General features: G+C 40.4%; 21 protein-coding genes and 1 pseudogene. 2 read left to right on the forward strand and 20 right to left on the reverse strand.

The genetic code is table 11. From position 1 onward, the window contains the following. Positions 1-16: 16 nt before the first annotated feature. Positions 17-1,795, reverse strand: a complete 1,779-nt coding sequence (locus EDC44_RS02450; protein WP_131975125.1) for an ABC transporter ATP-binding protein/permease — start codon at positions 1,793-1,795, stop codon at positions 17-19. Between the two features lie 192 nt (positions 1,796-1,987). Here EDC44_RS02450 and EDC44_RS02455 point away from each other — a divergent pair, with 192 nt between their 5' ends. After that, positions 1,988-3,646: a putative transporter gene (locus EDC44_RS02455; protein WP_131975034.1), complete on the forward strand. Its 1,659-nt coding sequence runs from the start codon at positions 1,988-1,990 to the stop codon at positions 3,644-3,646. Between the two features lie 61 nt (positions 3,647-3,707). Here the strand turns inward: EDC44_RS02455 and paeA are convergent, their stop codons facing one another. The 6 genes from paeA to mltG are packed head-to-tail and all read right to left on the reverse strand — an operon-like array spanning position 3,708 to position 9,090. Further along, entirely contained in the window at positions 3,708-5,006 is a 1,299-nt protein-coding gene (gene paeA / locus EDC44_RS02460; RefSeq protein ID WP_131975036.1) for a polyamine export protein PaeA, read from the reverse strand. Positions 5,007-5,016: 10 nt separating this feature from the next. Next, positions 5,017-5,562: a DUF1523 family protein gene (locus tag EDC44_RS02465; RefSeq protein WP_131975038.1), complete on the reverse strand. Its 546-nt coding sequence runs from the start codon at positions 5,560-5,562 to the stop codon at positions 5,017-5,019. Between the two features lie 30 nt (positions 5,563-5,592). Then, the gene (locus tag EDC44_RS02470; protein WP_131975040.1) at positions 5,593-6,375 is read right to left on the reverse strand and encodes a TatD family hydrolase; all 783 of its coding nucleotides are present in this window, start codon (positions 6,373-6,375) and stop codon (positions 5,593-5,595) included. Between the two features lie 54 nt (positions 6,376-6,429). Further along, entirely contained in the window at positions 6,430-7,407 is a 978-nt protein-coding gene (locus EDC44_RS02475) for a DNA polymerase III subunit delta' (protein ID WP_131975042.1), read from the reverse strand. Beyond that, positions 7,407-8,033: a dTMP kinase gene (tmk, locus tag EDC44_RS02480; RefSeq protein WP_131975044.1), complete on the reverse strand. Its 627-nt coding sequence runs from the start codon at positions 8,031-8,033 to the stop codon at positions 7,407-7,409. The genes EDC44_RS02475 and tmk overlap by 1 nt, the downstream gene beginning before the upstream one ends. Positions 8,034-8,055: 22 nt before the next feature. Next, the gene (gene mltG, locus EDC44_RS02485; protein ID WP_131975046.1) at positions 8,056-9,090 is read right to left on the reverse strand and encodes an endolytic transglycosylase MltG; all 1,035 of its coding nucleotides are present in this window, start codon (positions 9,088-9,090) and stop codon (positions 8,056-8,058) included. Positions 9,091-9,267: 177 nt separating this feature from the next. Between mltG and EDC44_RS02490 the strand changes: the two genes are divergently transcribed. After that, complete coding sequence (locus tag EDC44_RS02490) at positions 9,268-11,121, forward strand: SLC13 family permease (RefSeq protein WP_243647879.1); 1,854 nt, start codon at positions 9,268-9,270, stop codon at positions 11,119-11,121. Between the two features lie 36 nt (positions 11,122-11,157). Here EDC44_RS02490 and EDC44_RS02495 read toward each other — a convergent pair whose 3' ends face one another. From EDC44_RS02495 to EDC44_RS13365, 13 genes and pseudogenes are all read right to left on the reverse strand, one after another. Next, the gene (locus EDC44_RS02495) at positions 11,158-12,198 is read right to left on the reverse strand and encodes an AI-2E family transporter (RefSeq protein ID WP_131975048.1); all 1,041 of its coding nucleotides are present in this window, start codon (positions 12,196-12,198) and stop codon (positions 11,158-11,160) included. 19 nt (positions 12,199-12,217) lie between these two features. Next, positions 12,218-12,556 carry a nitrogen regulatory protein P-II gene (glnB, locus tag EDC44_RS02500; RefSeq protein ID WP_131975050.1) on the reverse strand — a complete coding sequence of 113 codons (339 nt, stop codon included), beginning with the start codon at positions 12,554-12,556 and terminating at the stop codon, positions 12,218-12,220. Positions 12,557-12,558: 2 nt separating this feature from the next. Beyond that, positions 12,559-13,137, reverse strand: coding sequence for a molybdopterin adenylyltransferase (gene mog / locus EDC44_RS02505; RefSeq protein ID WP_131975052.1), 579 nt, complete (start codon positions 13,135-13,137; stop codon positions 12,559-12,561). A gap of 125 nt (positions 13,138-13,262) precedes the next feature. Next, positions 13,263-14,720 (reverse strand): N-acetylglucosamine-specific PTS transporter subunit IIBC, encoded by a 1,458-nt coding sequence (gene nagE, locus EDC44_RS02510; protein WP_131975054.1) that lies wholly within the window; start codon positions 14,718-14,720, stop codon positions 13,263-13,265. A 356-nt stretch (positions 14,721-15,076) separates the two neighbouring features. Next, complete coding sequence (locus EDC44_RS13140; RefSeq protein WP_243647880.1) at positions 15,077-15,337, reverse strand: helix-turn-helix domain-containing protein; 261 nt, start codon at positions 15,335-15,337, stop codon at positions 15,077-15,079. Then, positions 15,337-15,636: pseudogene (locus EDC44_RS13145) on the reverse strand (type II toxin-antitoxin system HigB family toxin); the annotation flags it as partial. The gene EDC44_RS13140 and the pseudogene EDC44_RS13145, both read right to left, overlap by 1 nt. A 43-nt stretch (positions 15,637-15,679) precedes the next feature. After that, positions 15,680-16,780 (reverse strand): lactonase family protein, encoded by a 1,101-nt coding sequence (locus EDC44_RS02525; protein ID WP_165870214.1) that lies wholly within the window; start codon positions 16,778-16,780, stop codon positions 15,680-15,682. 11 nt (positions 16,781-16,791) lie between these two features. Further along, positions 16,792-18,219, reverse strand: a complete 1,428-nt coding sequence (locus tag EDC44_RS02530) for a DASS family sodium-coupled anion symporter (RefSeq protein WP_131975058.1) — start codon at positions 18,217-18,219, stop codon at positions 16,792-16,794. Next, a complete protein-coding gene (locus tag EDC44_RS02535) occupies positions 18,219-19,103 on the reverse strand; it encodes an amidohydrolase family protein (protein WP_131975060.1) in 885 nt (294 codons plus the stop codon). Before EDC44_RS02535 ends, EDC44_RS02530 begins: the two co-directional genes overlap by 1 nt. Positions 19,104-19,139: 36 nt before the next feature. Next, positions 19,140-20,480 (reverse strand): 2-hydroxycarboxylate transporter family protein, encoded by a 1,341-nt coding sequence (locus EDC44_RS02540; RefSeq protein WP_131975062.1) that lies wholly within the window; start codon positions 20,478-20,480, stop codon positions 19,140-19,142. A 168-nt stretch (positions 20,481-20,648) separates the two neighbouring features. Then, entirely contained in the window at positions 20,649-21,722 is a 1,074-nt protein-coding gene (locus EDC44_RS02545; protein ID WP_131975064.1) for an isocitrate/isopropylmalate dehydrogenase family protein, read from the reverse strand. A gap of 22 nt (positions 21,723-21,744) precedes the next feature. Further along, positions 21,745-22,401 (reverse strand): aspartate/glutamate racemase family protein, encoded by a 657-nt coding sequence (locus EDC44_RS02550; protein ID WP_131975066.1) that lies wholly within the window; start codon positions 22,399-22,401, stop codon positions 21,745-21,747. A gap of 290 nt (positions 22,402-22,691) precedes the next feature. Further along, positions 22,692-22,820: a hypothetical protein gene (locus EDC44_RS13365; protein WP_341538948.1), complete on the reverse strand. Its 129-nt coding sequence runs from the start codon at positions 22,818-22,820 to the stop codon at positions 22,692-22,694. Between the last annotated feature and the right edge of the window lie 69 nt (positions 22,821-22,889).

Raw genomic sequence — 22,889 nt, forward strand, 5'->3', positions numbered from 1 at the left:
CATTTTGTCGAATAAATCACACCAAATTCCACCCGCCATTTGCATTAATCTGCAAACATTGCTGATGATGATTTTGTAATGTCGAACGATGTCCCACACTGATAATCGTGGTATGTTTTAACTGTGCCCGAATTAAACGATACATTGCCTCTTCCAGCCCTTCATCCATGCTGGCGGTGGCCTCATCCAAGAAAACAACCTGAGGTTGTTGCAACAGTAATCGGGCAAATGCCAAACGTTGCTGTTCGCCTAACGATAATACGCGAGTCCAATCATTTTCCTGTTCCAGCTTATCGGTCAAATGACCTAATTGTACCGTTTGCAAAGTTTGAGCGGCAGAGGCCAAATCAATATCTTCCGGCACAACTTCCGGATAAAATAACGCATCCAATAATCGTCCTTGCGGAATATAAGGTTTTTGAGATAAAAACAATGCTTTTTCCGGACGTGATACCGAACCTTCGGAATAAGGCCATAATCCAGCAACCGTTCGTAATAACGTGGTTTTACCCACACCGGACGGCCCCTGGATTAAAACGCTACTTCCCTGCTTGAACGTCAAATTCAGATCTTGAATCAAATGTTTGCCATCGGGTTTATTCACCGTCAGATTACTAAAAATCACATCGGTCGGATGGCTGTGAATGTCCGTTTTAGACACTTCTTTTGCTACATCAATCGCTTTATTGAAGCCGGTTAAACGATCTAAAGTTGCCTGATACTCTGCAAACGTATCATACACGTTACGGAAATAAGACAAATTACTGTGTAAACGACTGAACGCCTGTACAGTCTGCATCAAATCACCCAATTTAATTTCTTTTTGAAAATAACGTCCAACTTGAATTAAAAGCGGAAATACTACTGACACTTGAGTCACAATCAGGTTAAATCCGGAAAACTTCAACGTTCTGAAAACAATTGCCCACATATTATCAATCACGCGGTTAAATTGTTTGTACAGAACGTTTTTTTCAACCTTTTCACCGGCATAAAACGCAATGCTTTCCGCATATTCTTTAATGCGAATAAGCGAGTAACGATAGTTCGCATTTAATCGTTCGTTTAAGAAATTTAACGTAATTAACGGTCGTCCTAACCAAAATGCCACTAAGGTGGTAATTAACACGTAAGTGAATACTAAAAACACCATCATACGCGGTATTTCGAAACCAAGCACTTCCATAGGTCCAGATAATCCCCATAATAAAATGGTGAAAGAAATCATAGAAGTGACCGCACTTATCACACCTGTTGCCAGTGAAAGCGAGGTTTTGACATAAGATTGTACATCTTGCTGGATTCGTTGATCGGGATTATCCAACTGATTGAACGTCAATTGTGTTTTGTAGTAAGCCTGATCCGCGCCCCATTTTTCCACTAATTGTTTGTTCAGCCATTCGATCCAATTAATAGAAAAACGTTGTTCAACATAATAAGTAACCAACGCCGTGGTTACCGCCGCTCCGGCGATCGCACAAAACACGACCATTTGCGTCCAAAACGTCGGAGTATCAAACTCTTGCAACGCACTATACATGCTGTTATACCATGTAGAATGAAGCAAGCTGATCCGCACTTCCAGTAATGCCAAACTTACAATCAAAGTGAAAAATAATAACGGCTTTATACTCCGTTTAGGAGAAAGATAGCCTTCCGCCATCGACCAAAACTGTCGTCCCCAACGCGTATGACGAACAATCAACGTCATTGCCAAACCAAATACTATTGAGGTTGCAATTAAGGTACGTAATACCCAAAGAATAGATGCCAGAGGTTCCGGCAATTGATCCATTTTTTCTAATAATTCAGGCCAATTCATAGTTTCAATATTCCGATAGTCATAAAAGAAGTGCTATTGTTCAAAAATTTATTGATAAGTGCAAGTATTTAATGCAAAAATTTGAAGTATCTCAAATTTTTTGCTGATAAAGGTTGTTATAATTCGCAACAGTCAATTTTAAATTTAACTATAAAGAGGTAAATAATGAGTGATGTCGCATTTACCATCAGTCTTCTTGCATTAGTGGCAGTCATCGGGCTGTGGATTGGTCACTGGAAGATTCGCGGTGTAGGTCTTGGCATTGGCGGAGTATTATTCGGAGGAATTATTGTCGCCCACTTCAATACACAATACGGGTCCCATTTAGATGAGCATACGTTGCACTTTATCCAAGAATTTGGCTTGATTCTGTTTGTTTACACTATCGGGATCCAAGTCGGGCCGGGTTTCTTCGCCTCTTTGCGTCAATCCGGTTTAAAACTAAACGGCTTAGCCGTCTTAATCGTATTACTCGGCGGATTAGTGGTTATCGCAATGAATCAATTCGGCGGCATACCGCTCGATGTCATTTTAGGGATCTATTCCGGTGCGGTAACCAACACGCCATCATTAGGGGCAGGTCAACAAATTCTTGCCGAATTAGGCATGACGAACACCACCGGAACCATGGGGATGGCATACGCGATGGCGTATCCTTTCGGTATTTGCGGTATTTTGCTGACTATGTGGATCATACGTTTGGCATTCAAAGTGAATGTGGACAAAGAAGCCTACCGCTTTGCCCGCTCCTCCGGTACAGAGCGAGAAATGTTGGCAACCATGAATATCAAAGTCACTAATCCGAATATTGACGGATTAATGCTTAAACAAATACCAAGTTTTGCCCGTCACGGCATTGTATGTTCCCGTTTAAAACACGAAGATCAAGTTTCCGTACCGCATGCCGATACTCAAGTGCATTTAGATGATCTCTTACTATTGGTCGGTTCGCCGGAAGCATTACGAAAAATGCAGATTATTATCGGTGAACAAATTGATGTGGCACTTACCATCGAAGCCGGTGGCAATTTGCGTTCTGAACGCGTGGTAGTTACCAATGAAAAAGTATTAGGTAAACGCATTCGCGATCTTGGCGTACACCAAAAATACGGCGTAATGATCACGCGTTTAAACCGTGCCGGTATCGAGTTGGTGCCGAGCGGCGAATCTACTTTACAATTTGGTGACGTATTAAACCTTGTCGGCAGTTTGGATTCTATTCAAGCTGCAAGTGCCGTAATCGGAAATGCACATCAAAAATTACAACAAGTACAAATGCTGCCGGTATTTATCGGTATCGGTTTAGGTGTGCTACTGGGTTCTTTACCATTCCATATTCCCGGCATTCCAGTACCGTTAAAACTCGGTTTGGCGGGCGGCCCGCTCGTTGTCGCGTTGATTTTGGCCCGTATCGGCAGTATCGGTAAACTATATTGGTTCATGCCGCCGAGTGCCAACCTTGCATTACGAGAAATCGGTATCGTATTGTTCTTGTCTGTTGTCGGCTTAAAATCCGGCGGTAACTTTGTTGATACGTTAGTCAACGGTGCAGGTATCGAATGGATGGGTTACGGTATTCTTATCACTATCGTGCCATTATTAATTGCCGGAATCCTCGGACGACTGTACATGAAAATGAATTATCTCAGTCTATGCGGTTTACTCGCCGGCTCTATGACCGATCCGCCGGCTCTCGCTTTCGCCAATGCAATTAAAGAAGAAAGCGGAGCGGCGGCATTATCGTACGCAACCGTTTACCCGCTGGTCATGTTCCTACGGATTATCTCACCGCAATTACTGGCCATATTGCTGTGGGCATTGTGATAAATTAATCACAAAAAGTGCGGTGAAATTTTTAAAAATTTCACCGCACTTTTGCATTTCACTACTCTGTTTTTAAATCTTTACGATACGACACCATTAATTGATCGATTTTGAAATTCTCTACATCAATGATTTCAAACTTGTATTTGTCATATAACACAAAATCGGTTTTACGCGGGATTTTACGCAGCATATACATCATAAAACCGCCGATAGTTTCGTAATTTTTCGAATCAGGGAATTCATAAATATCTAACGCACGTTGTACATCTTCCAGTGGCGTGGCGCCGTCAATAAGCCAAGAATCCTCGTCACGACGCACAATCTGTTCTTCTTCGTTAGACACCAACTCCCCCATTACAATACTCATCACATCATTTAACGTCACAATACCCACCACTAGGGCGTATTCATTAACGATCACGGCAAAATCTTCACCGGCGGATTTAAACAGTTCCAGCACTTCATAAAGCGATAAGGTATCGGGAATAAACAATAGCTTACGTAAGATCCGTGGATTTGTCAGCGATACATCTTGTTGCTGTAAATAAAGTGTGAGCAAGGTGTGCGATTCCACATAGCCCAGAATTTTGTCTAACCCGTTGTCACAAATCAATAATTTCGAATGGGAATTTTTTGTCAGCGTTTCCAATACGGTATCGCGATCCCAAGTGCGGTCTAAAAAAACAATATTTTCCCGTGTCGTCATGGTCGACGTAACGGTGCGTTCCTGCATATCGAAAATATTTTCGATCAAATATTGTTCCTGAGCTTTGAGTACACCCGCCTGCGTTCCCGCATCCACTATTGCAACAATATCTTCCGATGTCATATTCTCTTGACGTACGGTTTGAATACGCAATAGACGGAAAAATAAATTGGCAATCCAATCTAAAATCCAAACCAAGGGTTTAAAAATAAAAATCAGAAAGGCCATAATCCGCACAGTGTGAACGGCAACCACTTCAGGTTTAGCCATGGCGAACCGTTTCGGCATTAAATCCGCAAACAGAATAAACGCTAAAGTCACAACGGAAAAAGAAATCCAAGAAGCTGCACTTTCCAACCATTCGGCTTGCGAGTATTGTGCTAAAACTTGTTTAAAATACGGACTTAAAGTACTTTCGCCGATCATACCGCCGAAAATCGCCACCATATTTAACCCGATTTGTACGACGGTGATAAATCGCCCCGGTTGCTCTTGCAGTTTCATCACTTGCAAGGCTCTCAGATCTCCGTTATTCACCATAGTTTGCAGTTTCACTTTACGGGAACCTGCCAAGGAAATTTCTGCAGACGAAATCACTGCACTGATTACAATCAGCAGCAATAATACAAAACTTGCTTCAATTAAACTCATGGTTTACTTCTTATTCTTCGCTATCAAACCAACCGCGGATAAATTGCACACAAAGAATGAAAGACAGTGCAAACAATACATAGAAAATCCAGCTTAACACCGGATAACTCTCTGTTTCTCCGGCACTTACTTCTTTCATAGATGTAGCATTACGGTATTCATCAAACATGACTAAACGCCAGCCGTAGTATTTAATTTGCACCAATTTGTGTTCGTTTTGAAAATTGGAGGCTTGGGCTTGTAAATTTGCCGAGCCGAATTTGAAATAAAATGGAAATCCCCAACGGGTATCTTCATTACGATAAACCATCGGCTTATCGCTACCATCTTTTTGTGTGTAAATATAATACACATCACGAGTCGGGCCGTCCGCCGGATTGGCTTTGGTAATCGGGCCGTCTTTGTCCACTCGTTTTACTTCTACGCCGGTAACCCGAGTCACTTCATAATGGGGAAACACATAGTTCACCGTCGCAAATAACACAATATGGAATACTAAAACAACAATCAGGGCAAAGAACTTGATCCCTTTGCGTAAAGTTGATTTTATAGCCATAAAAATTCCTTAATCAATTAAAAATTGAACCTATTGTACTTGAATTTTAAACAAACGCTCAAAATTTTCTGTGGTGATTTGGGCAAATTGTTCAAAAGGTACGCCTTTTAAGGTAGCGACATACTCGCATACTTCCCGTACATAAGCCGGTTGGTTTTGTTTGCCGCGATAAGGCACCGGGGCTAAATAAGGAGAATCCGTTTCCACCAACAAACGATCTAAGGGCACTTGGCGGATCACATCGCGAATTTCTTCGGCGTTTTTAAACGTAATAATGCCTGAACAGGAAATATAAAACCCTAAATCCAACGCATTTTTTGCCATTTCCCAATTTTCCGTAAAACAATGCAAAACTCCACCGCACTTTTCCGCTTGATTTTCGCGTAAAATCCGAATGGTGTCATCCCGGGCTTCACGGGTGTGAATGATTACAGGTTTATTTAAGTAATTTGCCGCTTGAATTTGTTGGGCGAACACATCTTGCTGCAAGGATTTATTTTCCGCACTGTAATAATAATCCAACCCGATTTCGCCGATGGCAATGACTTTCGGATCTTGAGATAACGCCAGCAGACGATCATAGTCAAAAGGCTCATCATCCAAATCCAAAGGATGCACACCGCAAGCCAAAGAGACATCATCACGATGTTGCAATGCTTCCTGCATTTTTTCAAAACGGTTCAACGTTACCCCGATGGTCAACAAGTGCCGCACACCGCGGGCTTTGGCTTTTTCCACCACATCATCAATATTTTGATGTAGTTTTTCATAATCCAATGCATCTAAATGGCAATGGGAATCGACTATAAACATAATTTATTATCCTTTTATTCTTCCTATGGTAAAACCTAGGCTTAACTTAGTATATTATCCCTTTTCCACCAACATCCGACTCAGTCCATCCATTAAAATCAGTTCCTGATTGACTGCGTTAATTGATCTCAAATCCGACCGCACTTTTTGTATGATATTGCAGTGATTCAACAATGTCAGTATGGACTGACGCTCAGCAAATTGCTGAACGGCAGTAGCGAAATCCTGACAAATCCAACCGCTTTGAATATTGAGTTTGGCTTTCACCGTATCGGATAAAAATCCTGACAGCCAATCCAACTGCTGAAAGAGAATTTCCGTTTCAAAGTGCGGTAGGATTTGTAAAATATCTGAACGGGTGTAGAACCGCCAAAATTGAGCCATTAGGGTTTTACGTTTGCTCAGTAAATCCTGTTGCAAGCAATCCAAAGCGCTGAGCGGTCGATAGTGGCAAATCTGCAGAGCGATAGAAATATCGGCAATATCGCCCTGATATTGCGATTGCAGCCAATTTAAGCTCACATCAGCTTTAGGAGCGTTGAATATCCAAGCCTGACAACGGCTGTAAATGGTTGCCAATAACGGAGCGGATAAATCGGCTTGCAATAAAAAATAGGTATTCGGTCGCGGTTCTTCCAGTGTTTTCAACAAAGCATTGGCAGCGGCTTCCGTTAAACGCTCCGCACCTTGCAGATACACCACTTTGTTGCCGTTTTGTTGGGCGTGCTGGCTGACTTTTTCATTGATTTCCCGCACTTGATCGATGCCGATATCTTTATTTTCGACAGGTGCCAACAAATAAAAATCCGGATGATTTTGTGCAACAAATAGCTGACAAGCATGACAATGCCCGCAAGGTTGCTCTGAATCTGCTTGCCGGCATAAAATACGTTGAGCCGCCACATTGATCAACTGTTCAATGCCTAACCCGCTGTCGGCTTTAAACAGCAGGGAATGATGACCGTGGCCTTGTTGAAAGGCTTGCACGATTTGCTGATACTGTGGCTGTAACCAAGGGTATAACGGGTTCATTATAGTGAATTTATCCAATTTTTGACCGCACTTTGAATATCCGCAGTCACTTGTTCCAAAGTCTGATCCGCTTTGATTAACGCGGCTTTCGGGTTATTTTGCACTAATGCCAAATAACGGGCTCTGGCACGATCAAAAAAATCAATATGTTGTTGTTCGATACGATCCAACGCTCCGCGACCTTTCGCCCGTTCTAAACCGATTCGCGGATCAATATCCAAATACAAGGTGAAATCCGGTTCAAAATCACCCAAAATCGCCTGTTTAAGCTGATTCAACAACCCGATATCCAACCCTCGACCACCGCCTTGATAGGCTTGGGTGGACATATCGTGACGATCTCCGATCACCCATTTTCCGTCGGCTAATGCAGGTTGGATCACAGTTTCCACCAGTTGCGTGCGGGATGCGTACATCATCAACAATTCCGCTTTATCCGTGGTATGTTCGCCATCAATACCTTCTTTCCATAAGGTTCGCAAAGCTTCTGCAATCGGTGTACCGCCCGGTTCGCGGGTGCTGATAAACTCAATATGTTGTTGTTGCAAAATCTGCTGCACCGCTTGTAATGCCGTGGTTTTCCCCGCCCCTTCCAAGCCTTCGATCACAATAAATTTTCCGTTCATTTTATTTTCCATTATTCTGTTATTACTTCTTTTTTTGGCTGCGATACCAACGCAAATAGTCCTGCACGGCACGATTATGTTCATCTAACGTTTTACTGAACTTATGTCCGCCGCTGCCGTCCGCCACAAAATACATAAATGCGGTTTTTTCCGGTTTCGCCACCGCCATTAAGGATTTTTCGCTCGGCATGGCAATTGGGGTCGGCGGTAAGCCGTCAATAACATAGGTATTGTAAGCCGTTGGTGTTTCTAAATCTTTTTTGCGGATATTACCTTTGTAATCATCCCCCATTCCATAAATCACCGTGGGATCCGTTTGTAACTTCATCCCTGTTTTCAAACGGTTTACAAATACGGAAGCCACTTTGCCCCGCTCACTATCAAGGGCAGTTTCTTTTTCCACAATGGATGCCAAAATCAACATTTCATAAGGTTTTTTTAACGGTACATCCTTATCTCGTTGCTGCCAAGCCATATCCAGCGTTTTTTGCATACGATCCGTTGCCCGTTTTAACAAAGCTACATCAGTGGAATTGGGCGTGTAGTTGTAAGTATCGGGATAAATCCAACCTTCCAAACTCGTGGTTTCCGGCAAGCCTAATAAGGTAATGATTTCTTTTGGATTTTTCTCTTTCAAGGTATTTTCTAAGTGCGGTGCGTTTTCTAAGGATTTCAGTACCTGTTTCACGGTTTCGCCATCGGTAAATCGTAAGGCAAATTGCACTTCTTTGCCGGAGTTAAACAATTTCAATAAATCTGCGGTATTTTTCACCGCACTTATATCGTAAGTCCCGGCTTTGATTTGGCTATATTTCGGATCAAATTTGATCACCCAAGGCAACGATTTTTCCAGTAAAGTGCTTTTCGGCAAAATCTGTTGTTCCGCCAAAAGTGCGGTAAGTTTTTTGCCGTTTGTACCTTTTTCAAGAGTGAATAGTTGATCTTTTTGTACGGAAATCGGTTGTTCAAGGGATTGTTGTAATTTATTAAATCCCCAAAGCCCTACGCCTGCAGCGGCAATCAGCACAATCAATAACAGAATACAAAATTTTTTCATAAGGCATCATAAATTAAAAATAAAATCCGCTTAAGTTTACCATAGCTCACTAATTACTAACAGCATGACTTACAGCTTGTTTATATAAATGTTAAGGGCTATAATTTAACCATTTATCGCTTCATTTTGAGTAAATTCATTTCTTTTTTGTTTAGCATTTCAATTAAGGATTATATTTTGGATACCCTATCAGAACTGGTTACTAATCATTCTCTCGCTATTGTCGTCGCCTTATTAGTCATCGCGATCATTTTATTTATGCAAAATAAATTACGCATGGATGTGATTGCCTTAATAGTTTTACTGGGCTTTTCGCTCAGCGGTATTCTTACTACGCAAGAAGTCTTTGCCGGTTTTAGCGATACCAACGTTATTTTGATCGGTTTACTGTTTATTGTGGGCGAATCCTTGGTACGCACAGGAATTGCCTATCAAGTCAGCGAAAGTATTATGCGGCTGGCAAAAAACAGCGAAGTTCGGGTATTAATCTTGCTGATGTTGGCTGTTGCCGGTTTAGGGGCGTTTATGAGTTCCACCGGTGTGGTGGCGATTTTTATTCCCGTTGTTATGGCTATTTGCCGTCAAATGAATGTGTCGCCGAAACGTTTGATGATGCCGTTGAGCGTGGCGGGATTAATCAGCGGTATGATGACTCTGATCGCAACCGCACCGAATCTTGTGGCTAATGCCGAATTAATGAAAGAAACCGGACAACGCCTGCACTTCTTTTCTTTCACGCCAATCGGTTTATTGATTTTATTGTTGGGTATTGGTTATATGCTGCTCACGCGTCATTGGCTCGGTGCGAATGACGAAGCTACTGAATCGCATGATAGAAATCGTTCCATTAACGACCTTATTACCGAATATCAACTTACCGGCAGGAGCAAAAGTTTGGTTATTCGAGCCGGTTCACCGCTTATCGGTAAACAGCTGGATGAGATTCATCTACGCTCTCAATATAATATTAATGTGCTCACCATCGAGCGTTGGCAACATTTTCGTCCCGTGTATATCAGTCCGCTCGGTACCACGGAACTCAAAGAAAAAGATATTTTGCTCATTGATTTCACGAATAGGGAACTTAATTTAGAAGATTTTTGTAATGAATATTCACTTGCTATCGCCCCGCTGCGGAATCATTCCTTTACCCGTCAAGTCAAATCCATCGGTATGGCGGAAATCACTCCGTCACCGGAATCTAACGCTCTCGGCAAAACAGTGCGTGATTTACATTTACGCTCTGAATCCGGTATCAATATTTTAGGTATTAAACGACCGGATGAAATTATTAGCGAAAAACTTTCCGATGCGGAATTTAAAGCCGGTGATTTGATGTTGGTGGTCGCCGAATGGAAACAATTACAACAATTTCGTGCACAAAATAAAGATTTCTTTATCGTCAATTATCCGACGGAAGTCGCCCAGGCATCGCCGGCACAAAGCCAGGCTCCGCATGCTATTTTTTCTATTTTACTGATGGTGCTTTTGATGGTGACAGGATTAGTGCCAAATGTGGTTGCCGCTTTAATCGGCTGTTTATTGCTGGGGAAATTTCGTTGTATTGATGCAAAAGCCGCATATGAAGCGATTCATTGGCCAACGATTATTTTAATTGTGGGAATGATGCCGTTCTCTATCGCACTGCAAAAAACCGGCGGAGTGGATTTGATTGTACAAAATATGTTGCATTTAGTGGGCGAATGGGGACATCATGCGATTCTCGCCAGTTTATTCGCTCTGTGTGCGATAGTCGGATTGTTTATTTCTAACACGGCAACGGCAGTATTAATGACACCTATCGCCATTGCATTGGCAACGCAATTACATTTCTCGCCCGTACCTTTTGTGATGACCATTGCTATTGCCGCATCAGCTGCCTTTATGACTCCGATTTCATCGCCGGTCAATACTATGGTGCTCGGTCCCGGCGGTTATAAGTTTATGGATTTTGTTAAAATCGGCATACCTTTTACTTTTATTGTTATGCTGATCACTATTTTTGTCGTGCCACTATTATTTAAGCTTTAAAGATTAATAAGAATGCCGCAATACGGCATTCTTATCTTAAGTTTCATCCACATCCCCTAACAATCCCGCATAATGAATGGTTTTAGGATTGGATTCCAAGATAATTTTCACTGCCATAGTCAACGGAACGGAGAGTAGCATCCCCACTGTGCCGAGCAGCCAGCCCCAAAATAAAAGGGAAAGAAAAACGACCAAGGTGGAAAGCCCGAGATTCCGCCCCATCATACGGGGTTCTAATATATTCCCGATAATCATATTGATGGCAATCACGCCGATCAATACCACAAAGCCCATAGAAAAGCCATTTAATAATAAGGCTTGTACCACAACAGGCACACCGGCAATAATTGATCCGATATTAGGAATATAATTAAGTAAAAATCCTGTCACTCCCCACAATACCGCATATTGCACACCAAGTGATTCCAATAAAATATAAATACAAAAACCGGTCAGGGCACTGACTATGGTTTTGATCCCTAAATAGTTGATCACGCCTTGCAATACGCGGTCAATATAATGCTCTTCTCTGCTCACTTCCCGTTTATTCGCTCCGCCGATGGCTAATGCCAATTTATGTTTTGCCGTAGGCGCTTCCAATAACATAAACACCACAACCAGCAATAACACAAATACATTGCTGAGCACATTAGAAAATCCTAACAAAGTATTACTGATAAAATTCATCAAAGTGCTCGGATCGAAATGCTCTAACACTGTTTCACGGGAAATATCCAACTGAATATTCCAACGATTGGCTAAAGCGGTGATTTCGCTGATCCGCATATTAAGCAATTCCGAATATTGTGGCAAAGATGCCCGAAATTCCCGCACGGTACTGCCGATCAAGCCGGCTAAAAAGAAAAAGATCAGTAGAATCAACCCTAAAAGCAATGTAATTGCAAGCCATTGCGGAATTTTCCGAGAAGTCATGGCTTTAATGACCGGAGAGCAAATAATAGCGATAAAAAGTGCAAGCAAAAATGGCACAACAATTTCACCTGCCGATTTTACGCCTGCCAAAATAATCACCAAACAGGCTAGCGTGATAAAAATACGATTTACTGAATTTTGCATAAAATCAACCGCACTTTTATTAAATTGCCTCTTCATTTTCTTCGCCGGTGCGGATACGGATCACCCGTTCTACATCATAGACGAAAATTTTTCCATCACCGATTTTGCCGGTTTGAGCGGTATCCATGATGGCTTCAATACATTGATCTATTTGTTCATCAAGCACCACTACTTCCAGTTTGGTTTTCGGCAGAAAATCAATCATATATTCCGCACCGCGGTATAATTCCGTGTGTCCTTTTTGGCGACCGAATCCACGCACCTCGGTGACTGTCATTCCACTAATGCCTATGTCAGATAACGCTTCACGCACGTCATCTAATTTGAATGGTTTAATAATGGCTTCAATTTTTTTCATTATTATTTTCTCGCTGATTTTGGTCTAAAACTGGTAATCACTTCCGGCTTGGTATCAATATAAATTCCATTGATCAACTGCAAACAGTAAGGCACGGCAGAAAAAATACCTTTGACTAATACATTGCCGTTTTCATCTTTCACCCCTTCCAAGGTTTCTTTGATGGCTTTTGGTTGTCCCGGCAGGTTTAAAATTAAACTGTCTTTACGAATCACGCCCACTTGGCGGGATAAAATGGCGGTGGGAACAAAATGCAAGCTCACTTGACGCATTTGTTCACCGAATCCCGGCATTTCTCGATCCGCCACTGCTAACGTGGCATCGGGAGTTACATCCCGTTTTGCCGGTCCCGTTCCGCCCGTAGTCAACACTAAATGGCAATGGCAATCGTCCACCAATTCACATAAGGTTTTCTCAATTTCCGTTTGTTCATCAGGGATCAAACGGGTTTCCAATTCAAAGGGAGCGACTAAGGCCTCTGTCAACCATTTTTCTAACTCCGGAATACCTTGATCTTGATATACGCCTTGCGATGCCCGATCAGACACAGATACCAAACCGATCTTTAAAAGTGCGGTCATTTTTGTTCCTTTTTGCTGTTTGAATGTAAGAAAGGTGGCGTAAGTATAAGGGATTTCGCAGGAAAAAACTAAAAATTTATCAAATAAAAATAAAAGACAGGTGGAGCCTGCCTTTTTATTCGAGATTATTTAATTTGCTTCATGGCATCGGAAATAATTTCCGCTTCCGGTCCTAAAATAACTTGTAAACCGTTATCACCTAATTTTACATTGCCTTTAGAACCCAAGCTTTTTAATTGTGCTTCATTGATTTTACTGCGATCAACCAGCGTCAAACGCAACCGCGTAATACAAGCATCGATATTCGCCAGATTATCTTTACCGCCTAATGCCGCCATAAAATACTCAGCGCGTTCAGCCACGGTAGAAGAAATTTCCTCAGAATCCACCGCACTTTCAGCCTCTTCCCGTCCGGGTGTTTTAAGATCAAAGGCTTTAATTGCGACACGGAATACCACATAATAAATCACCGCAAAAACCAGACCTTGTACAATCAACATATACCATTGCGTTGCTAACGGATTGCGGGAAGATAGCACTAAGTCTACTAAACCGGCACTAAAGCCGAATCCCGCCATCCAGTGCATTGCTGCCGCAATAAATACGGAAAGTGCGGTCAATAATGCGTGAATAACATAAAGCACAGGTGCCACAAACATAAAGGCAAATTCTAGCGGTTCGGTGATACCGGTGAAAAATGAAGATAACGCTGCCGCCATCATAATGGAAGCTACTTGTACTTTTTTCGCCGGTTTGGCACTGTGATAAATCGCTAATGCTGCTGCCGGTAAACCAAACATCATCACCGGGAAGAAACCTGCTTGATACATGCCGGTAACGCCTAACACCGCCTTGCCTTCGGCTAAAGATTTCGCTCCGCCGAGGAAATTAGGAATGTCATTGATCCCAGCCACATCAAACCAGAATACGGAATTGAGTGCATGGTGCAAACCAACCGGAATCAATAGCCGGTTAAAGAAAGCATAAATTCCTGCTCCTGCCGGCCCCATACTGGTAATGGATTCACCGAAAGATACCAAAGAATTAAAAATAATCGGCCAAACATAAAGTAAAATAAAGGCCATTACAATCATCACTAATGAGGTCACAATTGGCACCAAACGTTTCCCGCTGAAAAACGCCAATGCTTTACCCAATTCCACCTGATGGAAACGATTATACAATTCCGCTGAAATCACACCGACTAAAATACCGATAAACTGGTTGTTGATTTTACCGAATGCCGCCGGTACTTGATCCAACGAAATGCCTTTTAATTGAGCGACAGCCCCCGGAGAAAGCAATGTAGTCAATACCAAAAAACCGACTAAACCGGACAATGCCGCCGAACCATGTTGATCTTTTGACATACCGAAAGCAACCCCGACAGCAAAGAGAATTGCCATATTATCAATGATCGCTCCACCTGATTTAATCAGTAACGCTGCAAGTTGACTGTTTGCCCCCCAGCCATCGGGATCAATCCAATAACCTATTCCCATTAAAATTGCGGCAGCAGGCAATGCGGCAACCGGTACCATTAATGCCCGACCTATTTTTTGTAAATAATTGAGAATACTCATATTAACTCCTTTGGGATCAAAAAATTTTTATTATTCAACGATTTAATAAAATACACTAATATTGAACGAAAGTGTATGAAAATTGTTTTTCATATGCAATTTAAATATATTTAATTTGTGATAAACATCACGTATTTAAAGCATATTCTTTAATTATTTAGTCTATTTTTCAATCAATTCCAGCATTAAAACGATAAAAAAGCACCTGTGATAGGTGCTTATTTGGTAGATATTTTTGAATTTCTTTTGTTAGTTTAAGCTTTAATTAGAATATCCGCACTAATTCCCATTTCATGATTGATACGTCTAATCATATTCAATGTTAAAGGACGGGTTTTATTAAAAACTTCGTATACTCAATTAGGCTTGCCTATAATGTTTTCCATATCTTTAACCTGTAATCCTTCCTGTTCCATTCTGAATTTTATTGCTTCGATTGGGTCAGGTGGATCTATCGGGTAGTGTTTGCTTTCGTAGTTTTCGATTAAAGCTAACATAACCTCGAAAAAGTCTGCTTGCTCTGCTGTTAATTCATCTTCAATATCAAACAATGGCTCAATTTCTTTTAATGCTTGTTTATAATCTTGCTCTGTTTTAATCGGTTTAATTGTTAACATTATTTCATCTCCACTGTGTCAGCGCTAATTTTGTCGTATTCTTCATGTGTACCTATAAACTTAATATAGATCGCACCGAATTTAAAAGCTACCGCCACTATTAAGCGGTGTGAATTACCTTTAATATTAAATACAACTCGTCTATTCTTCAAAATACTGGCATTTTTATATTGTGCCTTTATGTCATTGGTTGCATTGGTTGATTGCCAAGGCTGGCTGTCTTTGATGTTTCCCGCGGTCGCAAATGTGTCTAAAATGATACCGCACTTTCCATCAACTATGCGGTGGTCCAAGTAGAAAGTCAGCAGTTTGAAAAGCCATTCAAATAATGGCTTTAGGGTGTTAGATAAATAGAATACAAGTTGGACTAGCATTTTGTAATATAATACCTGTCGGTTCTAAATATCCATTGTCTTCATTAATCCTGAATTCCACAATATTATCACTATCTTCATTGGCACTGTAAAAATAGAGATTATCCGGACTAAGCGTGGTAAATCGTGGAGTTTTGCCTTGGCAATCAAAGTATTGCTCAAATTTCAGCTGACCATTCGCTAATACGTAAAATAATGAAATACTATTGTGTACTCGGTTTGATACATAAAGATATTTGCCGTTATGATGTAGATTGATTTCGCTGACATCATATTTTTGCGTAATCTCATCCGGTAGCGTGCGGAGTTCTTGTAATTGAGTTAAGTGTCCGGTTTGTTGATTAAAAGCAAAGACTGTGACCGTACAACCAAGCTCATTAACACAATAGATAAACCGGTTGCTTGGATGAACACAAATATGTCTTGGCCAACAGCCTTCTATCATTTCTACACTACAAACTAAGGAATATTCCTGTCCATCAATACGATAAACCTGAATCATATCAATGCCATTGCCTGCTTTACGTCCTTGGTTCGGTACAAACATATAGTTTTGTGTACAATCAAACACCATTTGATGAGGTCTGGATAAACTTTTATCGTGATAATCCGGAGAAGATTTGCCAAGAATCTTAATAAAATATTGTGGTATCTGTAGTTTATCATTTGAATCAAAATCCAATTTTGCAATATTACCCGCTTCGTGATTGGCGATAAGCAAGCTTTGTTGATCAGGCGACAATTCTGCACATACCGAATTATTTTTACGTTCTAGCTGTAATTCTTTGTTCGGGTGTCTTGGACCGGTAGAAACGGATTGTAAGCAGGTTAATTTACCGTCTTTCCGATTAAAACGATATTGGGTAACATTCTCTCCGTCCCCGTAAATTACATAAAGCTGTTGGCGTTTGTGATCAAATGTCAACCACGATGGATTATCAAATTCAGGCATCACGGTATGTAGATACTGCCAGTGATTATTTGCTAATATTTCATACACTTCAATACCTTTTCCGCGAGCATTTCGCCACGCTGAGGTGCGACAGCCTGTTAAAACGTATTTTGTCATTATTGTACTCCTTATCCCCATAATCCTAACATATGCCACCAGCTCGGACCGACTAAGCCGTAAATTGCAAGATTAATTACCGAAACAACAAAACCGATTACCCACCAGGTTTTAAGCGAAGTATAACCGGAACCGTAATAAATCGGTGCACACCCCATTGAATAATGGGTTAAACCTTGAAAAATCGGTGCGACAAAGCTGAATGTAAGTACGCCCAACATTGACGGCACACCTGCAGAAATAGATACTGTTAAAAATGGAATATACATTGCTACAACATGGGCCGTACCACTCGCAAAAGCATAGTGAGAATACATATAGACCACAGCTAATGAAATTAATACCATTGGCCAAGAGAAACCTGTTAAATATTCAGAAACTGCGGAGGCAAACCACGGGATTAATCCAAATTTAGTCAATAAGCCAGCTAAACCGATAATACCGCCCATCCAAATGAAGGTATCCCACGCATCTTTATCTGTACAAGCATCTTGTTTCCAATTCAATAATCCGGTGATAATTGATAAAATTACTGCCAGCATTGCAATCGCTGTAATATTGAAACCTATAAGCGAAGCGGTTGACCATAATAAGATCGCTAATAAGAAAATAAATAAGGTAATTTTTTCATTTAGTGATAATGAACCGCATTGTTTAAGCCCTTGCTCCGCTAATTCTTTCGCAAACGGTGTTTTTTTGATATTCGGTGGGTTAAGTTTATAAATTACGAAAGGTACAACCAACACGGCAATCAAACTTGGGATTAATGCAGCCAAGAACCAACTTCCCCAAGAGATAGACACGCCAAATGCATCTTGTGCTAATGATAATGACAGCGGTACACCGGCCATCGCAGTCATAAACATTGCTGAGCTAATACAGTTTCCTTGGAACTCACACAACATTAAAAATGAACCGAAACTACGATTTTCATTGTCCGGTTTGGCATCGAACGCATCACACAAACTGCGTACGATCGGATAGATAGAGCCGGCACGAGCGGTATTAGATGCCATTGCCGGACTTAAAATAATATCCGTAATCACAATGATATAACCTAAAGACAACGAGCTTTTACCAAAATATTTAATCAGCAAATAAGCAATCCGAATACCCAAACCTGTTTTAATAATCACTTTAGAAAACAGGAATGCCGATAATACCAACCATACTGTACTACTGTTATAGCCACTGAGAGCCTCATTCAATTTTAATACATTAGTAAACACTGCAGTAGTAAGTGAAATTAAAATCACTGTTCCCATTGGAAATGGCTGTAAAATAAAACCAAGAATAGTGGAGGCAAAAATTGCAAATAAATGCCATGCTTTTGCTTCAACACCGGTTGGTGGCGGCATAAACCAAATAAGCATCCCTATAAAAATACAAATTAAGGAATGAATGACTTTTTTATTACTGAATAAAGAATTGACCCCCATTATACACCCCATGAATACTTTTTATGCTGAGAGAAAAACAACGTATCAGGATTATTCACAAAAACTTGCTGTCTAATCGCATCGTTATCTAGCCATTCATAAATTTTGGCTAAACAGTATTTATCATCAGGCATTGGTTTATTAGCGGAAATTAAATTCGGATGCGGCCAATCCGTTCCCCATAACAAGCGTTCAGGGGCTAACTGAACCAATGCTTTAGTTATTTGTTCCATATCGGAAAAATCTGTTGTTTTAGAATTATGGTAAAGTGCGGACAGTTTTACCCAAGTTTTACCTTTTTCTAATAAAGCAACCAAATGTTTCCACATAGGATGATTTACCCCTTGAGGTTGCGGAATTCTGGCGAAATGGTCAAACACTAAATTATTTTTAATTTTCATTAAGTGCGGTACGATTTCCAGTAGAAAATCTGCGGGGGCGTGTAGCTGAATATGCCAGTTGTAATCCAATACTCGATCTGCAAGAGAACACAGCGAATTAACATCCGCATAATTACCTGCTCCAAAATTAAAGCGAATACCTACAATTCCTCGTTCCGCTAAGTCGGTAAGCTGTTGATCACTGAATGAATTATCAATCACCGCTTCACCGCGACACTGCTCACCGCCTTGTTGCAGGGCATTTAATAAACAATTGTTATCCACACCGTATGAAGAAGGTTGCACAATAATATGCTTAGAACAGCCCAAATGCTGTTGTAATGCAATATAGTCTTGCACAGTGGCATTAGGTAGATTACGGTCGTCATCGGGAGCATAAGGGAATGCTCGGTTAAAAATATGATGATGTGAATCACAGCTTCCTTCAGGTAGTTGTAGATTGTCAATGTCATATTCTGTTGAAGTAAATTTAATTGATGTCATCGCTTATGCTCCCATAATTACACGAATATCGGTTTACTAGGCAATCAACCCAAATACAATACTAGATAACAGCAACACAATCGCTCCACCAATTCGGGAAGAGATTTGTGCATAAGTCATTAAATCCAGACGTTTACCGGCACTTAGCACTTGCAAATCACCAGAACCGCCGCGGTCAGCCATACATAAACCTGCTGTCATTGCTGCTTCAACAAAGTTGAAACCAACCATATAACCCACTAAACCGGCACCCAATGCTGCACCTAACACAATAAATGCAGAGACAACGAAAGTTTGCCATTGTAAAACTTCCAAGAAATCAGCAAGATTGGTAAACGCAATACCGATACCGCACATACACATACACATTAACGGTTTAGTAAAGAATGCAGAGGCTTGTTTTGCTCCTTGTTTTAATTCATCGGACACAATATTTGATAAATTCAAAATAGCCGTGATCACCACTAAGTAAGCATACATATGTAAGGTAATAGAACCGATATTCGGTAAGATGACGTCGGAAAACAGACGAGCTAAAGTAAATAATCCGCAAGTCAGTAATAAACCACCGGCAATTTCATAAGGACCTAATTTGAATGACGGTTTTTCTTTTTTCTCACTGTCAGTAACATATTTATCAGGATTGCGTAGTAACTCGCCATTACCGGTTAATTTAGGGAATTTTGCACCAAGTGAGTTAAGTAATACTGCACCTAAAATCGCAAAATTATTGGCAATATTAAGAATAGCAAATGCGACGGAATAAAATTCTTCCTTACTTTGTCCAGTGCTGGCTTCCCACATTTCACTAATTGGAATAGCACCGGCTCCGTTACCACCGCCCATAATAGGTAATACATAATGGGTAATGATTTTGGTTACATCAATGCCACAGATCATTGCACCGAGCAAGCCGAAGACACCTGCCAGAATCAAACCGCCAAAAATTGTCGGAATATAACCGGAAAAAGCTTTGATTAATTGTTTACGATTTACGGTTAATACCGCAGACACAATTAACAAGGAAATAAATAAGTTTTGGAAACCGAAATCATCGTAGAAAAAGGTAATTTGTTCGGTATATTTGAGGGGGATAATATTGTAATATTCTAAAACGGCAGCACCGAAAAACGCCATTACCGGACCACCTCCGATATAGGCATTCCAAATCGGTAACCGTTCACCGATTTCATACAATAATAGCCCGACTGCAAACATTACCGTAATTACCGAAACTAAGTTTTCAGCAGGCAACCAACCGAAGAAAATTGAAATATAAATTATTGCTAATGCGACAGCTAAAAACCAAACAGGAAAGCCGTAAAATTTTTTAGTCCAAATATTTTCAGTTTTGATTTCTGATGTTGAAATATCCATAACACACCTCAATAGTTAAACTTTTAACGTTGATTTAGTAAGTCGATATTTTCTTTTGAAATATAATTAATACTGCTGTTTTTCAAAATGAAAAAGAGTTTAGCTATTTCTTCTTCCCTTAAAATGATCGATCAAACAAAATGTTTGATCGATCAGACAAGCATCTAATTAAAGTCCTTTGACTACATCAACAACCGCTTCACTGAAAGCATTACAGCCAAGATTACCGCCTAAATCAGCAGTGCGTAATGCAGGGTTTTCCAAAACTTTATCCACTGCTTGCACCATAATTTGTGATGCTTTTAAGAAACGTTGATCTTGAGTTTTATTACCAAACCATTCGATCATCATAGCCACAGATAAAATCATTGAAACAGGGTTTGCTTTATCTTGACCCGCAATATCAGGTGCTGATCCGTGTTGAGCTTGAGCACAGCAATGTTCATCGCTTGCCATCATTGAACCTGCAAGTCCGAGACTACCTGATAATTCGCTAGCCAAATCACTGATAATATCGCCATAGAAGTTGGTTGCTACGAGAACATCAAAACGTTCCGGTGTTCTGACCAAATGAGCGGTTGAGGCATCAACTAATAAATCGTCCAACTGCACTTCAGGAAACTCTTTTGCTATATCACGCACGGCTTCCAAGAATAGACCGTCAGTCATATGAAAACTGTTAGCTTTATGAATCGCTGTCACTTTCTTACGACGAATCATTGCTAATTCAAAGGCTTTACGAGCAATACGCTCACAGCAGTGACGAGTGATTTTGCGAGTCGATAACGCCATATCCGGAGACGGCATTACTTCTCCCCAGCCTTGAGTCATATTGCGATCCGGATAAAATCCTTCGGTAGCTTCACGCATAATGACTAAATCAATGCTTTTACCTGCACTCATATTTGTCGGAAGGAAAGGGCGGGAACGGGCAGGACGGACATTAGCATATAAATCCAATCCGATACGAAAGCCTGCTGAAACATTACGACCGCCTTTTTCCGGTTTCGGATAATCAGCGTGCGATTGCGTACCTAAAATAATGCCATCGTAGGTTTTGGCTTTCTCTAAGGTTTCTTGGCGTAATGTTGTGCCGTATTTTTCTAAACTGGCAAAACCTACATCATCATAATCAAATTGTACATCTAGCGAGTATTTATCACTAACTGCCTGTAATACCTTTACTGCACCGCTAGTAATTTCAGGACCGATACCGTCGCCGGGTAATACAATAATTTTCATAATAAACTCCTTGAGTAGTTGATTAATTTGCTTTGATTAAAATTTCTTTCAATAAATCCACCGCACTTTTTGGGCTGGTTAAGATCGGCTTACTACAAAGTGCCGAAGCCTCAGGTAATGCAGTTGAAGAGGAAAAGTGAGCAAGCAGAATAATGTCTTCATCATTAAATTGCTTAACTGCTTCTGCCATTAAGCGATTATGGGTTTCAATATCGCCTTTATTTAAAGCCGCTTTTGCCTCACTGACACAAACTGTGCGAATAGTTGCAGCCGGGTTAAGTGCTTTGGCTAATTCATCAAATTCCTGCTCCATTCCGGCCACAGCCGGTTGGAAAGAGGCAATCATTCCAATACGTTTACCTTGCTGCAAAGCTAATCGAAACATTCCTTCATTCGGTTTTAGTACAGGAATAGGGCTATTTTTTGCGACCTCATCAATAGCTTCTCCGAAAGCAGAACAGGTAAATAATATTGCATCAGCATTAAGAGAAATGGCATATTCCGTTAAATCGGCAATCCGTTTTTTCAATTTTGGTGTTAAATTTTGTGATTTTGCTCTTTCGCTGGACAAACCTTCATCTAACACATTCAAAATTTCCGCTTTAAACCAATATTGCTTAAATGCGTTAATAATAGGTTGCATTGCCGCTTGTACTGCGTGAATCAATACGATTTTCATAAAATCATCTCCTGTTTATGATGTAACCTCATCATATACTGATAATAAATGTTGTAAAGTGTTATTTTTTGTTAAATCTTAACAAAAAATTTTCAATTTTAAAAAATTATTATTAAAAAACAAGTAGTTGCTACTTAAAGCAGGTATTTTCCCCATAAAAACAAATGTTAATATTTGTGATATAAATCACATTTTTTAACGAAATTTAAATCAGTTCAAATTTATTGTAGTATAAGTCTCATAATAGAAAATATCGCGACTAAAATTGGTTCTAATCATGCGTATTTGAGCTAAAGAGATTTCGGATACTTGCCTAAGCCTAGTAATATAAGCTTCTTAGTAATCGGTTGAAGATAGTTGAAACGCCAAAATTTACCGCCATTGACTTTTATCAGCAAATAAAGCTCCTGACTGTCCAAAAATATGTAATCTTTCGCTTTTGGTTTAGATTTTTCTACTTCGGTATTTTTAAAGGTTTAGTTGTTCGT

It is taken from the genome of Cricetibacter osteomyelitidis, from assembly GCF_004340985.1.
In the GTDB taxonomy this organism is placed as follows: Bacteria; Pseudomonadota; Gammaproteobacteria; order Enterobacterales; family Pasteurellaceae; genus Cricetibacter; species Cricetibacter osteomyelitidis.

What these genes read in the sequence shown, in the direction of transcription:
- EDC44_RS02530 (WP_131975058.1), bottom strand. Translation starts at nt 18,219, where the DNA reads ATGGGGGTCAATTCTTTATTCAGTAATAAAAAAGTCATTCATTCCTTA.
- EDC44_RS02470 (WP_131975040.1), bottom strand. Translation starts at nt 6,375, where the DNA reads ATGTTTATAGTCGATTCCCATTGCCATTTAGATGCATTGGATTATGAA.
- EDC44_RS02495 (WP_131975048.1), bottom strand. Translation starts at nt 12,198, where the DNA reads ATGCAAAATTCAGTAAATCGTATTTTTATCACGCTAGCCTGTTTGGTG.
- EDC44_RS02450 (WP_131975125.1), bottom strand. Translation starts at nt 1,795, where the DNA reads ATGGATCAATTGCCGGAACCTCTGGCATCTATTCTTTGGGTATTACGT.
- EDC44_RS02535 (WP_131975060.1), bottom strand. Translation starts at nt 19,103, where the DNA reads ATGACATCAATTAAATTTACTTCAACAGAATATGACATTGACAATCTA.
- EDC44_RS02475 (WP_131975042.1), bottom strand. Translation starts at nt 7,407, where the DNA reads ATGAACCCGTTATACCCTTGGTTACAGCCACAGTATCAGCAAATCGTG.
- EDC44_RS02540 (WP_131975062.1), bottom strand. Translation starts at nt 20,480, where the DNA reads ATGGATATTTCAACATCAGAAATCAAAACTGAAAATATTTGGACTAAA.
- paeA (WP_131975036.1), bottom strand. Translation starts at nt 5,006, where the DNA reads ATGAGTTTAATTGAAGCAAGTTTTGTATTATTGCTGCTGATTGTAATC.
- glnB (WP_131975050.1), bottom strand. Translation starts at nt 12,556, where the DNA reads ATGAAAAAAATTGAAGCCATTATTAAACCATTCAAATTAGATGACGTG.
- nagE (WP_131975054.1), bottom strand. Translation starts at nt 14,720, where the DNA reads ATGAGTATTCTCAATTATTTACAAAAAATAGGTCGGGCATTAATGGTA.
- EDC44_RS02465 (WP_131975038.1), bottom strand. Translation starts at nt 5,562, where the DNA reads ATGGCTATAAAATCAACTTTACGCAAAGGGATCAAGTTCTTTGCCCTG.
- EDC44_RS02455 (WP_131975034.1), top strand. Translation starts at nt 1,988, where the DNA reads ATGAGTGATGTCGCATTTACCATCAGTCTTCTTGCATTAGTGGCAGTC.
- EDC44_RS02525 (WP_165870214.1), bottom strand. Translation starts at nt 16,780, where the DNA reads ATGACAAAATACGTTTTAACAGGCTGTCGCACCTCAGCGTGGCGAAAT.
- mltG (WP_131975046.1), bottom strand. Translation starts at nt 9,090, where the DNA reads ATGAAAAAATTTTGTATTCTGTTATTGATTGTGCTGATTGCCGCTGCA.
- mog (WP_131975052.1), bottom strand. Translation starts at nt 13,137, where the DNA reads ATGACCGCACTTTTAAAGATCGGTTTGGTATCTGTGTCTGATCGGGCA.
- tmk (WP_131975044.1), bottom strand. Translation starts at nt 8,033, where the DNA reads ATGAACGGAAAATTTATTGTGATCGAAGGCTTGGAAGGGGCGGGGAAA.
- EDC44_RS13140 (WP_243647880.1), bottom strand. Translation starts at nt 15,337, where the DNA reads ATGTTAACAATTAAACCGATTAAAACAGAGCAAGATTATAAACAAGCA.
- EDC44_RS02545 (WP_131975064.1), bottom strand. Translation starts at nt 21,722, where the DNA reads ATGAAAATTATTGTATTACCCGGCGACGGTATCGGTCCTGAAATTACT.
- EDC44_RS02550 (WP_131975066.1), bottom strand. Translation starts at nt 22,401, where the DNA reads ATGAAAATCGTATTGATTCACGCAGTACAAGCGGCAATGCAACCTATT.